Annotated in this window: 5 protein-coding genes; 4 read left to right on the top strand and 1 reads right to left on the bottom strand. The window is 76.4% G+C overall.

From position 1 onward, the window contains the following. Positions 1-75 precede the first annotated feature (75 nt). Positions 76-1,659, bottom strand: a complete 1,584-nt coding sequence (locus tag ACZ4W5_RS26330) for an MFS transporter (protein WP_465657303.1) — start codon at positions 1,657-1,659, stop codon at positions 76-78. A 248-nt stretch (positions 1,660-1,907) separates the two neighbouring features. Between ACZ4W5_RS26330 and ACZ4W5_RS26325 the strand changes: the two genes are divergently transcribed. From ACZ4W5_RS26325 to ACZ4W5_RS26310, 4 genes are read left to right on the top strand one after another with little or no spacing between them, the layout of a single operon-like run. Beyond that, a complete protein-coding gene (locus ACZ4W5_RS26325; protein WP_465657302.1) occupies positions 1,908-9,704 on the top strand; it encodes an amino acid adenylation domain-containing protein in 7,797 nt (2,598 codons plus the stop codon). After that, a complete protein-coding gene (locus ACZ4W5_RS26320) occupies positions 9,701-10,804 on the top strand; it encodes a saccharopine dehydrogenase NADP-binding domain-containing protein (RefSeq protein ID WP_465657300.1) in 1,104 nt (367 codons plus the stop codon). The genes ACZ4W5_RS26325 and ACZ4W5_RS26320 overlap by 4 nt, the downstream gene beginning before the upstream one ends. Next, a complete protein-coding gene (locus tag ACZ4W5_RS26315) occupies positions 10,801-13,116 on the top strand; it encodes a Gfo/Idh/MocA family oxidoreductase (RefSeq protein ID WP_465657299.1) in 2,316 nt (771 codons plus the stop codon). The genes ACZ4W5_RS26320 and ACZ4W5_RS26315 overlap by 4 nt, the downstream gene beginning before the upstream one ends. Continuing rightward, positions 13,110-13,805, top strand: a complete 696-nt coding sequence (locus ACZ4W5_RS26310; protein ID WP_465657298.1) for a VOC family protein — start codon at positions 13,110-13,112, stop codon at positions 13,803-13,805. Before ACZ4W5_RS26315 ends, ACZ4W5_RS26310 begins: the two co-directional genes overlap by 7 nt. Positions 13,806-13,808 lie beyond the last annotated feature (3 nt).

Here is a 13,808-nt window from a genome sequence, read left to right as displayed (position 1 = left end):
CGGGCCCAGAACGTGGCACGCGCCGCCCGTACCCGGCTGACCGGCCGGGTACGGGCGGCGCGTTCGTGTGGCGGGTCAGGCGGCCGGGGCGTCCAGGCCGTCCCGTTCGCGGACCAGCACCAGGGCGGCCACCGCGGCGAGCAGCCCGGCCACGCCCGCGACCAGGAAGATCGTCGACAGCGCGTCGGTGTAGGCGGTGTGGGCGAGAGCGAGCACCTGGTCGCGGACGGTCGGCGGGACGGCCGCCGCCAGTTCGTCGAACTGGCCCGCGGCCACGAGGGCCCGCAGGTGGCCTCCGTCGCCGGACGGCACGCCGGCCCCGCTGAGCGCGGCGGAGGACATCGTCGCGCCGACCGTGCCGCTGAGCACCACGCCGAAGGCCGCGACGCCGGTCGCGGTGCCGAGCGGGAAGAAGCTGTTGGCGGCGCCGGAGGCCGTTCCCGCGCGGGAGGCCGGCACGACGCCGACCGCCAGCGCGAGCAGGTGGGGGAGCGTCAGTCCGGCGCCCACGCCCAGCAGGACCAGGGTGGGCAGGACGGCCGTCCAGTCGTCCTGCGGCCCGATCCCCACGCCCAGCAGCATGCCGACGCCGACGACGGCCATCCCCAGCGCGAGGACCCGGGCGACCGGCATGACCTTGGTGAGCAGCCCGCTCAGTGGGGCCGCTATCACCAGCGCCACGGACTGGGCGAGCAGCACCAGCCCGATCCGGAACGGGCTGAGCCCGAGCATGCCGCCGAGCCACAGGGTGAGGAAGGGCAGCAGACCGAAGCTGAAGATCCGGGCGGCGAAGCTGAGCAGCACGGCGCCGCTGAAGGTGGGGATCGCGAACAGCCGCAGGTCGAGCATGGCGTCCGGCCCCAGCCGCCACTGCACGGCGGTGAAGGCCGCGAACAGCACCGTCCCCGCGATCAGCCCGGTCAGGACGTCCGGCGTCGACCAGCCCTGCTCGGACCCGGTCAGCAGCGCGTAGTTGAGCGCGAACAGGGCGAGCACCGCCAGGACCGCCCCGGCGTAGTCGATCCGCTGGGGTACGTCGTCGGCCACGCTCTCGGGGACGGTACGGGCCGCGCCGAGCAGGATCAACAGGCCGATCGGCAGGTTGACCGCGAACAGGAACGGCCAGCTGAGCCATTCGACGATCGTGCCGCCGACCAGCGGGCCCAGTGCGGCCGACACCGCGCCGCCGGCCGTGAACAGCCCGATGGCCGTCGCCCGTGAGCGGACGGGGGCGCCCTCGTACGCTCCGGCGATCAGGGCGAGCGAGGTGCCGAGCACCATCGCGCCGCCGGCGCCCTGGACGGCGCGGGCCGCGATCAGGACGGCCGCGTTCGGCGCGAGTGCGCACCCGGCCGAGGCGGCGGTGAACAGGGCGACGCCGCCGAGGAAGATCCTGCGGCGGCCGATCCGGTCGGAGACCGAACCGGCGGTGAGCAGCAGGGCGGCGAAGGTCAGCGTGTAGGCGTTGACGATCCACTGGAGGCTGTCCAGTGAGGCGTCCAGGTCCTGGCCGATGCGGGGCAGGGCGACGTTGACCACGGTGATGTCCAGGGTCATCATCGCCGCCGCGAGGGAGGTGACCGCGGTCGTCCAGCGCCGGCCGCTGCGGACCTCGGGTGCGGCCTGCTCCTCGACCGGGTCGAGTTCCGTTGCACTCATGCTCGTCCTCTCTGCCTGTGTCATGACGAGTCGTCATATTCCGTTCCCCCGGCGGCTGCTGTGGACTTGAACTGGTGTTTGCGCGACGGGACTTGCCTGCCGGAGGGTCTTATTGCATATGATAACCACTACCAATAGGGATTTCGGCCGCAGGATCCGGGCCGGTCCACCGGTCGCGGCCGGCGCTCGCCACCCCGACCCCGCCGCCCTTCGGCGCGCGCACCCACATCCCGAGGAGGGGAACCCACTTGTCGCAGGATCACGGGATCGCAGCAGCCGACCTCGCGGGAGTCGTCGCGGAACTGCTCGACCTGCCCGCGGAACGGATCGGCGCGCAGGACAACCTGATCGCGCTCGGCCTGGACTCGCTGGCGATGATGCGGCTGGCCGGCCGGCTCCGGCGGACCGGCCTGGAGATCGGCTTCGCCGAGCTCGCCGCGCAGCCGACCCTGGCGGCCTGGCACGAACTGCTCAGCGGCGAACCGCTCAGTGGCGAACCGCGCAGCGGCGAAATGGTCAGCGGCGAACCGCTCGGTGGCGAACCGCTCAGCGGCCGCTCTCTCGCAGGCCGGCCGCGCACCGGAGCCGGGGCGGGCGTCCGGCCCGGACTCCAGGACGTCGACGAGTCCCAGCCCTTCGAACTCGCGCTGATGCAGCACGCCTACTGGGTCGGACGCCAGCAGGGCCAGGAACTCGGCGGCGTGGCCGCGCACTTCTACAACGAGTTCGACGGCGAAGGGGTCGACCCGGCCCGGCTGGAGGCCGCCGTCCGGGCGGTGCTCGCCCGGCACGGGATGCTGCGGGTGCACATCCTGGACGACGGCCGCCAGCGGATCCCCGAGCACAGCAGCTGGCCCGGCCTGCGGGTCCACGACCTGCGCGGCGCCGGCGCCGCCGAGGCCGAGGCGCGGCTCGCCGACCTCCGGCGGGAGCTGTCCCACCGCAGCCTCGACATCGCCGCCGGCGAGGTCTTCGACGTCCAGCTGTCGCAGCTGCCGGACGCGATCAGGCCCGGCGGCACCCGCCTGCACCTCAACCTCGACATGGTCGCGGCCGACGCGCTCAGCCTGCGCATCCTGCTCGCCGACCTCGCCCGCAGCTACGCCGCCCCCGACACGCCGCTGCCCGCGCTCGGCTACAGCTACCCGCGCTACCTGGCCGAGCGCCGGGCCGCCCGCGCCACCCCGGCCCGGGCAGCGGCCCTCGAGGCCGACCGCGACCACTGGCGCCGGCACCTGCCCGAGCTGCCCGGCGCCCCCGGACTGCCCCTCGGCGAACCGTCGCAGACCCCCACCGTGGTGCGCCGGCACCGCCGGCTGGATGCCGCGTCGATGCGCCGCCTCGGCGAACTGGCGCGCGGGCACGGCCTGACGCCCGCACTGGCACTCGCCGCCGTGTTCGCCGAGACGCTGACCGCCTTCAGCGCCGAACCGCGCTTCACGCTCAACCTCCCGCTCTTCGACCGCGAGCCGCTGCATGCCGAAGTCGGCGACCTGGTCGGCGACTTCACCTCCTCCGTGCTGCTGGCCTGGGACGGTGCCACGCCCGGTACCTTCGCCCAGCGCGCCGCCCGCCTCCAGGCGCGCTTCCACGCCGACGCCGCGCACGCCGGGCACTCCGGGGTCGAGGTGCTGCGCGACGCCTCCCGCCTGCACGGGCAGCGGATCCTCGCCCCCGTCGTCCACACCAGCGCCCTCGGGCTGGGGGAGCTGTTCCCGGCCGAGGTCCGGGAGTCCTTCGGAGAGGCCGTCTGGATCATCTCGCAGGGGCCGCAGGTGTGGCTGGACGCCCAGGTCACCGAGCTGGACGGCGGGCTGCTGGTCAACTGGGACGCCCGCGAGGACGCCTTTCTCCCCGGCGTGCTGGACGCCATGTTCGCCGCCTACGGCACGCTGCTCGACCGGCTGCTCACCGACCCCGACGCCTGGGCGCGGCCCGTCCCCCCGCTGCTGCCCGCCGCCCAGCTCGCCGCCCGGGAACGCGCCAACGCCACCACCGGCCCGACCTCGGGCGCCCGGCTGCACGACGGGTTCTTCGCCCGCGCCGCCGCCGACCCCGGGGCGACCGCCCTGTGCTGGGGCGTCGACGGCACCCTCGGCTACGGCGAGCTCGCCCGCCGCTCCCTCGCCCTGGCCGCCCACCTGCGGGCCCGGGGCGTCACGGCCGGCGACCTGGTCGCGGTGACCCTGCCGAAGGGCCCGGACCAGGTCACCGCCGTGCTCGGCGTGCTGGCCGCGGGCGCCGCCTACCTGCCGATCGGCGTCGACCAGCCCGAGCTGCGGCGCGAACGCATCCACCGCACCGCCGGGATCCGGCTGGTCCTCGACACCGTCGACGTACCGCCGGACACCGTGCCGCTGGCCGCTCCCGTCCCGGGCGGCGACGCCGACCTCGCCTACGTGATCTACACCTCCGGCTCCACCGGCGAGCCCAAGGGCGTCGAACTCACCCACGCCGCCGCGATGAACACCGTCGACGACCTCAACGAGCGCTTCGCCGTCGGGCCCGGGGACCGCACCCTGGCGCTCTCCGCCCTCGACTTCGACCTCTCCGTCTACGACGTCTTCGGCCCGCTCTCGGCGGGCGGCGCCGTCGTGTGCGTCGAGGAGGGCGAGCGGCGCGACGCCCACGCCTGGGCCGAACTGACCCGCCGCCACCACGCCACCGTCGTCAACTGCGTGCCCGCGCTGCTCGACATGCTGGTCACGGCGGCACCGTCGGGCCTGCCGCTGCGCCTCGCCCTGGTCGGCGGCGACCGGGTGCCGCTGGACCTGCCGCGCCGCTTCACCGCCGCGACCACTGACGCGACCACGGACGCGACCACCGTCGGGCGGTTCGTCGCCCTCGGCGGCACCACCGAGACCGCCGTCCACTCCACCGTGTGCGAGGTGGCCGCCCCGGTGCCCCCGGGCTGGACGTCCGTCCCGTACGGCCTGCCGCTGCGCAATGTCGTCTGCCGGGTGGTCGACCCGCTCGGGCGCGACTGTCCGGACCACGTACCCGGGGAGCTGTGGATCGGCGGCGCCGGCGTCGCCCGCGGCTACCGCAACGACCCGGACCGCACCCGTGAGCGCTTCCCGGAGCTCGACGGCCGGCGCTGGTACCGCACCGGCGACCGGGCCCGCTACCTGCCCGACGCGACCCTGGAGTTCCTCGGCCGGGCCGACCACCAGGTGAAGGTGCGCGGCCACCGGATCGAACTCGGCGAGATCGAGGCCGCGTTGACCGCCTTCCCCGGCATCGGCCAGGGCGTCGCCGTGGTCTGCGAGGACGGCCGGCTGGCCGCCGCGGTCACCGCGCCGACGGCCGACCAGGTGCCCGACTGGAGCGCGCTCGCCGCCGTCTCCGCCGGCGGACCGCCCGCCCGCCCGGGCGAGGAGCCCGACCCCGCCGCGCTGAGCGCCCAGCTGAGCGCCCACCTGAGCGAGCGCCTGCCTGCCGCGATGGTCCCCGAGCGGATCGTGCTGCTGCCCGCCCTGCCGCTCACCGCGAACGGCAAGGTCGACCGGGCCGCGCTGCGCCGCGACCTGGTCGCCGACCCGGCCGCAGCCCCCGTCACCCCGCCCGCCGGGGAGACCGAGCGCCGGGCCGCCGCGGCCTGGTCGCAGGTGCTGGGCGTGCCCGACGTCGGCCGGGAGCACGACTTCTTCGCGCTCGGCGGCGACTCGCTGCTCGCGACCCGCCTGGTGGCGCGGCTGCGCGCGGACGGCTTCGCCGACGTCAAGCTCGCCCAGCTGTTCGCCCGGCCGGTGCTGGCCGACTTCGCCGCCTCCCTGCGGCGCGACGAGGGCGCCCCCGCCCGCCCGCCGCTCGCGGCCGATCCGGCACACCGGTCGGAGCCCTTCCCGCTCACCGACGTCCAGCGCGCCTACTGGCTGGGCCGGGGCGAGGAGTTCACCCTCGGCGGCACGGGCTGCCACTTCTACCGGGAGTACGACGTACCGGGGCTCGACCTGGCCCGTCTGGAGGACGCCGTCGACCGGCTCGTCCGGCGCCACGAGATGCTGCGCGCCGTGGTCGACGGGCGCGGCGAGCAGCGGATCCTGCCCGAGGTCCCGCCGTACCGCATCGCCGTCACCGAGGCCGGCGCCGACCCGGAGGCCGCCTTCCGGGAGCTGCGCGACACCGCCTCGCACCAGGTGTTCGACCCGGCGGCCTGGCCGCTGTTCGCGATCCGCGCCGTCCGCGCGGGCGACCGCGTCCGCCTCGCCGTCGGCATCGACAACATCGTGCTCGACGCCCTGAGCATCCTCACCTTCTACACCGAACTCGGCGCCCTCTACGCCGACCCGGAGGCCGAACTGCCGCCGGTCGGCGTCTCGTTCCGCGACTACGTGCTCGCCGCCGCACCCGAGCCGGCCGCCCTCGCCGCCGCCCGGGAGTACTGGGACCGGCAGCTGCCCGTACTGCCGCCCGCCCCCCAGCTCCCGCTGGCCGTCGACCCCTCCGAGGTGGGCCGGCCGCGCTTCACCCGCCGGGAGGCGCAGATCGGCGCGGCCCACTGGCGCCCGGTCGCCGAGCGCGCCCGCGCCCACGGCCTCACCCCGTCGGCCGTGCTGCTCACCGCCTTCGCCGAGGTGCTCGGCCGGTGGAGCGCCCGCCCCGACCTCACGCTCAACCTGACCCTCTTCGACCGTCAGGACGTGCACCCCGACATCCCCCACGTGCTGGGCGACTTCACCTCCCTGCTGCTGGTCGCCGCCCGCCCGCAGCCCGGCGACAGCTGGCTGGCGCGGGCCCGGCGGGTCCAGCAGGAGCTGTGGGGCGCGCTCGACCACCGCGCGGTGTCGGCCGTCCGGGTGCTGCGCGACCTCGCCCGGTACACCGGCGAACCGGAGACCACCATGCCCGTGGTGTTCACCAGCGCCCTCGGCGTCGGCGGCGGGAGCGGCCCCGGGATCTTCCGCGACCACGTCTGGGGCGTGTCCCAGACCCCGCAGGTGTGGCTCGACCACCAGGTCACCGACGCCCCGGACGGCGGCGTGCGGCTCAAATGGGACGCCGTCGAGGAGCTCTTCCCGGACGGCCTGCTGGACGCGATGTTCGCCGCCCAGCTGCGGCTGGTCGACTGGCTCGGCTGGGGCGACTGGGACGCGCCCGCCCCCGACCTGCTGCCCGACACCCAGCGCGCCGTCCGGGCCCGGGTCAACGCCACCGGCACCGGCGCCCCGGACCGGCGCCTCCATGACGGCTTCTTCGAACGGGCCCGGCAGGAGCCCGACCGCATCGCCCTGCGCTGGGGCGAGGACGGGCGGCTGAGCTACCGCGACCTCGCCGACCGCGCCCTCCGGCTGGCGGCGACGCTCGCCGCGCAGGGCGTCGGCCCCGGCGAGCCGGTCGCGGTGACCCTCCCCAAGGGCCCCGACCAGATCGCCGCCGTCCTCGGCGTGCTCGCCGCCGGGGCGGCCTACCTGCCCGTCGGCGCCGACCAGCCCGCGGCCCGGCGCGAGCGCATCCACCGGTTGGCGGGCGTGCGCCTGGTCGTCACCGACCGGGCCGGGAAGGCCGCCTCGGCCTGGTCGGAGGCCGTCCGGCCGGTCGTGGTCGAGGAGTTGACGGCGGCGGCCGCGCCCGGCCCCGTCGGCAGCGGGCCCGACGAGCTCGCGTACGTGATCTTCACCTCCGGCTCGACCGGCGAACCCAAGGGCGTCGAGATCACCCACCGCGCGGCGGCGAACACCGTCGCCGACATCGACGAGCGCTACCGGATCGGCGCGGACGACCGCGTCCTGGCCGTCTCCGCCCTCGACTTCGACCTCTCCGTCTTCGACGTCTTCGGCCCGCTCTCGGTCGGCGGCTCGGTCGTCCTGGTCGAGGAGGAGGCCCGGCGCGACGCCCGCCGCTGGCTGGAACTGGTCCGGCGGCACGGGGTGACGGTCTGGAACACCGTCCCCGCCCTGCTCGACATGCTGCTCGTGGTCGCCGAGGGCGACCGGCCCCCGGCCTCGCTGCGGCTGGCCCTGCTCTCCGGCGACTGGGTCGGACTCGACCTGCCCGGGCGCCTCGCGGCGCTGTGTCCCGACTGTCGGTTCGTCGCCCTCGGCGGCGCGACCGAGGCCGCGATCTGGTCCAACGCCTTCGAGGTCGCCACCGTCGACCCGGGCTGGCGCTCGATCCCGTACGGCCACCCGCTGCGCAACCAGCGCTACCGCGTCGTCGACCCGCTGGGCCGCGACTGCCCCGACTGGACCGCCGGCGAGCTGTGGATCGGCGGCGCGGGCGTGGCGCGGGGCTACCGCGCGGCCCCCGAACTGACCGGGCGCCGGTTCGTCGAGACGGCCGGTGAACGCTGGTACCGGACCGGCGACCTCGGCCGCCACTGGCCGGACGGCACCCTGGAGTTCCTCGGCCGGGCCGACCAGCAGGTCAAGATCCGCGGCCACCGGATCGAGCTGGGCGAGGTCGAAGCCGCCCTGCGCGAGTACCCCGGCGTCGGCCACGGCCTCGCCGCGGTCGCGGGGGAGGGGGCGGGCCGCCGCCTGGTCGCCGCCGTCGTCCCGGCCGCGCCGGCCGGCCCCGCGGGCCCCGTCGACGGCACCGAGCCGGACGCCGGGCTGCTCGCCGCCCGCGCCGGGGCCGCCCAGCGCGAGGCCGAGGCCGCGCAGGCGTTCCTCGTCGAACTGCTGCGCCTGGACGAGTCCACGGCCGCGACCTTCGGCGAACTCGCCGCCCGACTGGACACGGCGGACGAACACCTGCCCGCCCTGCGGCTGTGGCTGGCCTGGCTGGTCGAGCAGAAGGTCCTGGTGGAGGAGGCGGAACGCTACGAGGCCGGGCCCGGCCTGCCCGAGGCCGCGGCCCGCACCGCGCCCGCAGCCGACGGCGCGGACGGCGGGGACGGCGGGTACGGCGCGGACGGGTACGGCCGGCTGGTCGCCCGGGCCCGTGCCCGGCTGCTGGAACGGCTGGACGACTACCGGCGGATCCTGGCCGGCCGGCTCGACCCCGCCGTGCTGCTCGACGACGAGGTGCTCTCCCCAGTGCGCCTCGCCGACGCCGACCCCGGCACCGCCGCCGCCCTCACCGCGATCGCCGAGGACCTCACCGCCCTGGCCGAGCGGCTCGGACGGCCCGTCGAGATCGCCGAACTCGACGGCGGGGACGGCCGGTTCGCGGCCCGGCTGCTCCAGCTCCTCGATCCCGGCCTGGTCCGCTACACGCTGCTCGACGCCGCCCCCGCGCTGCTCGACCTCGCCGGCCGCCGACTGGACGCCCTGCCGCACCCCACCGAATGCCACCCCTTCCCCGGCAGCCGGATCCCCGAGGCGCTCAGGCACCGGTTCGACGTCGTGCTGGCCGACAACGTCCTGCACCGCCACCCCGACCCGGCCCGGGGCCCCGCCCTGGCGGCCCTGCTGCTCCGGCCCGGCGGCGCCCTGACCGCCGTCGAGCGCACCGAACTGACACCGGTCGCGCTGCTCACCGCCGCACTGCTGGACCGCGGCTACACCGGCTTCGACCGGGAGCGCCGGCTGGCCGGCAGCCCGATGCTGACGGGCGGGCGCTGGGCCGAACTCCTCGCCCGGGCGGGCCTGCGCGACCCCGGCCACCGGCCGGTCGGCGACACCTTCACCCAACTGCTCCAGGCCCGCCGCCCGGAGGACGCCGCCGACCTCGACCTGGCCGCGCTGCGCACCCACCTGACCGCCTGGCTGCCCGCCCACATGGTGCCCGAGCAGATCGAGGTGCTGCCCTGGCTCCCGCTCGGCGCCAACGGCAAGGTCGACCGCAAGGCCCTGGTCAGCCTTGCCGCCGCGACCGACCCGGAGGACCCGGACGAGGAGCCGCAGGGCGAACTGGAGACGGAAGTCGCCCTGATCTGGGCCGAGTTGCTCGGGCGTACCGGCATCGGCCGCAAACGCAGCTTCTTCGCGATGGGCGGCGACAGCCTGCTGGCCACCCGCTTCATCGAGCGCGTCAAGCAGCGCTACGGCGTGGAACTGCCGCTGCGCCGGATCTTCTCCGGGCCGAGCCTCGAACGCGTCACCGCGGCGCTCGCCGAGGAACGCGCGGCACTGGACGCCATGGAGGAGGGCACGCTGTGATCGGCGTCATCGGAGGATACGGCGCGGTCGGCACCCAGGCGGCCCGCCTGCTGGCCGGGTGGGGCGCGGGCCCGCTGCGGCTCGGCGGCCGGAGCCGGCAGCGCTCGCAGGCCGCCGCGGCCGCCCTGACCGGAGCGGTGGAAACGGCCGCAGTCGAAGCGGCCGAGGTCGAAGCGGTCGCGGTCGACGTCGAGGACGACGCCTCGCTGGCGGCGTTCGTGCGCGGCTGCGAGGTGGTCGTCAACTGCGCCGGACCGTCCCACCGCAGCGCCGCCCGGATCGCCCGCGCGGCCCTCGCGGCCGGCGCCCACCACGTGGACGCGGGCGGTGACCCCGCACCCCTTCCCACCCAGGGCCGCTGCGCGGTCTTCGCCGCGGGCGCGCTGCCCGGCCTGTCCGGGTTGCTCCCGCGCTGGCTCGCCGCGCGCGAGTTCGCCACTGTGCACGAGCTGACCTGCTACGCCGGGGTGCTCGACCGGTTCACCGCCACCGGCGCCGAGGACTACCTGCACGGCGTCCTCGGCGGCGCCAACGAACCGCTCGCCGCCTGGCGCGGCGGCGTCCGCCGCCCCGGCGCGCTCACCCGCCGCTCCGCCGTCACCCTGCCGTTCTTCCCCCGGCCGGTCGACGCCCTGCCCTACCTCGACGCCGAGGGCGTGCGGCTGGCCCGCGACCTCGCCCTGAGCGACGGCAGCTGGTACAGCGTGCTCGACGGCGGGCACCTGGCGGGCGCCCTCGACGCCGCCCGCACCCAGGCCCCGGCGGACGCCGTCGCCGGACTGTGCCGGGCCACCGCCCTGGACCTCGCGGGCCGTACGCCGTACGTGACCCTCCTCGCCCAGCTCGTCGGCACGGCCCAAGGCCGGCCGGCCACCCGGACGGCGGTCCTGCGGGCCCCGGGCATCGCGGAACTCACCGGCGCCGTAACCGCGGCCGCCACCGCCGCCGTGCTGGGCGGTGAGGTCCCCGCCGGCGTGCACCGCGCCGCGGAGGTGCTCGACCCGTCGACCACCCTCGCGCGGATCAGCGCGGTGGCCGAGCCGACGGTCCACCAGGAAGCGATCGAGCGGCTCGTCGCCGTCGAGGAGGGAGCCCTGTGAACGGGCAGCGCAGGCTGCGGGCAGTGGTGTGCGGGACGACGTTCGGGCAGTTCTACCTGGCCGCGCTCGCCGCCCGGCCCGAGGAGTTCGAGATCGCCGGGGTGCTCGCCCAGGGCAGCCCACGCTCGGCGGAGTGCGCCGAACGGTACGGCGTGCCGCTGTTCACCGACCCCGACCGACTCCCCGACGACATCGACCTCGCCTGCGTCGTGCTGCGCTCGGGCGTCCTCGGCGGCGCCGGGACGGACCTGGCGCTGCGGCTGCTGCGCCGGGGCGTCCACGTCATCCAGGAACAGCCCGTCCACCACGACGACCTGGCCGCGTGCCTGCGCGAGGCCCGCCGTGCGGGCGTCCACTACCGGGTGGGCGACCTGTACGTGCGGCTGCCGTCCGTACGGCGCTTCACCGCGGCGGCCCGCGCCCTGCTGGAGCGGCAGCCGGCCGCGTACCTGGACGCGGCCTGCTCGGTCCAGGTCGCGTTCCCGCTGCTGCACATCCTCGGCGACGCGCTGGGCCCGGTGCGCCCCTGGGGGATCTCCGCCGCCGAGGGCACCGGCGGTCCGTTCGCGCTCCTGACCGGACGGATCGGCGGAGCCCCGCTCACCCTGCGGGTGCACAACCAGGTGGACCCCGGCGACCCCGACAACCACCTCCACCTGCTGCACCGGGTGACCATCGGAACGGCCGGCGGCAGCCTCACCCTCGGGGACACCCACGGCCCGCTCACCTGGACCCCGCGCCTGCACATCCCGGAGGCGGTCAAGCACCGGTTCGACTTCGAGGGCCCCGGCACCGGCCACCTCGGCGATCCCACCACGACCGTGCTCGATCCGAGCGGGCCGAGCGGGCTGCCGAGCCTGCGGCGCACGCTGCGCGAGCTGTGGCCGGCCGCCATCGGCGACGACCTGCTGGCCCTGCGGGCCGCCGTGCTGGGCGGGCCGGGCGGCGAGCGCCCCGACCAGTACCTGCTGACGCTCTGCCGGATGTGGCAGGACGTCACCGCGCGGACGGGCTACCCCGAGCTGCGCCCGGGGCAGGTGCACCGGCCGCTGCCCGTCGCCGACCTGGTCGCCGCCGTGGCAGCCGTGCCAACCGTGGCAACCGGGGCACTTGTGGCCGGCGTCGGCAGCGGCCCTGAACCGAGCGGGCGGCCCGCCCAGGGCCCGCTCACCCTGCACGGCGTCGTCACCGAGGCGGCGGCGAGCGCCGAGCCGCAGGTACGGGGGATCACCGCCGTCCAGAGCGCGGCCTTCGTCGAACGCCTCGACGACGCCGTCCTGTCCTCGATGCTCCTCGCGCTGCTGCCCGGCCGCGCCACGTCTGGACGCGCCACGCCCGGACGTGCCGAGCCCGGCCGCCTGTCCGAGCTCCTCGGCCGGGTGGCACCCGCGCACCACCGGCTGATCCGGCGGTGGATCGACCTGCTGGCCGAGCGCGGCCTGCTCGAACGCGACGGCGACCAGCTGCACGCCACCCGGACGGTCGGCCCGGCCGAGGTCGGCCGCGCCTGGGACCGCGCCGCCGAGGCCTGGACCGCCGGGCTGGGATCGGCCGCGTTCATCGACTACCTGCGCCTCAACGCGGAGTGCCTGCCCGAGCTGATGGCCGGCGAGCAGCGGGCCGCCCTGCTGCTCTTCCCCGAGGGCCGGACCGAGCGCGCCGACGCCGTCTACCGGGACACCGTGACGGCCCGCTACCTGAACACCGCGGTCGCCGCCGCCGTACGGGCCGTCGCGGCCGCGCACCCGGGCCCCGGCCCGCTGCGCGTCGTCGAGGTCGGCGCCGGAACCGGTGCGACGACCGAGGCCGTCGTCGGCGCGCTCGACGGGGCCGGCCTCCGGGCGGACTACCTCTTCACGGACGTGTCGCAGTTCTTCCTCGGCCCGGCCCGCGAGCGCTTCGGCCGGCACCCGGGGCTGCGCTTCGGCCTGCTCGACGTCGACCGCCCACCGCAGGAGCAGGGGCACCGGCCCGGCTCCGCCGACGTGGTCGTCGCGGCCGGCGTGCTGAACAACGCCCGGGACACCGGGGCGACCCTGCGCGGGCTGGTCGGGCTGCTCGCACCGGGCGGGTGGCTGCTGATCACCGAACCGACCCGCGAGCACCCGGAGATCCTCGCCTCGCAGGCGTTCATGATGACCGCGCCCGAGGACGCCCGCGCCGCCTCGGGCAGGGCCTTCCTCACCCGCGGCCAGTGGCTGGAGGCCCTGAGCGGCGCCGGTCTCGACGAGGTGCTCACCCTGCCGGGCGAGGACCACGCCCTGGCTCCGCTGGGCCAGCGCCTGTTCGCCGCGAGGAGCCCGCGATGCTGAGGGCGAGTCACATCCTCTGCAAGGTCGACGACGTGCGGGCCGTCGTCGCGGACTACACCGCGCTCGGCTTCACCGTGGAGTACGGCAGCGACCCCGCCCGGGCGCACAACGCACTGCTCTGGTTCGACGCGGGCCCGTTCATCGAGTTCTTCCAACTGCCCCCGGCAGCCGCCGCGTTGCGCTGGCCGCTGAGCGCCGTGTACGGCCGTGCCGCCGGGCGGCGGCTGGCCCGCTGGGCCCGTCCGGGCGAGGGCTGGCGCGACCTCGCCCTGGAGACGGACGAGCGGGACCTCACCGGCGTCCGGACGGCACTGCGCTCGGCCCGGCTGCCCGTCTCCCGGGTCATGAGGGGCAGGCGCACCCGCCCGGACGGCGCCGTGGTCCGCTATCAGTTCCTCGCCCCGCGCCCGGCCGGGCTGCCGTTCGTCGTCTCGGCCTACGACCCGCCGCAGCGCCCGGCCCGGACCGCCCACCCCAACGGCGCGCGGGGCGTCGCCCGGGTGCGCCTGGGCGTGGCGGCGGCCGACCGGCCCTGCTACGACGCGCTGATCGGCGCGGACCCCTGGCTGGCCGTCGAGCCCGCCCCGCGGACCGGCGTCATCGCGGTCGAACTCGCCGGACTGGAGCGCGAGTTGGACCAGGGCAAGCTGCACGGCGCGATCCTCACCAGCACCGCCGGAAAGGTCTAGACG

This window comes from Kitasatospora sp. NPDC029367 (assembly GCF_055569135.1).
This window is presented reverse-complemented; position numbering and strand designations above follow the sequence as displayed.

Excerpts from the sequence above, each read along its gene's own strand:
- ACZ4W5_RS26310 (WP_465657298.1), top strand. The coding sequence starts at position 13,110 with ATGCTGAGGGCGAGTCACATCCTCTGCAAGGTCGACGACGTGCGGGCC.
- ACZ4W5_RS26330 (WP_465657303.1), bottom strand. The coding sequence starts at position 1,659 with ATGAGTGCAACGGAACTCGACCCGGTCGAGGAGCAGGCCGCACCCGAG.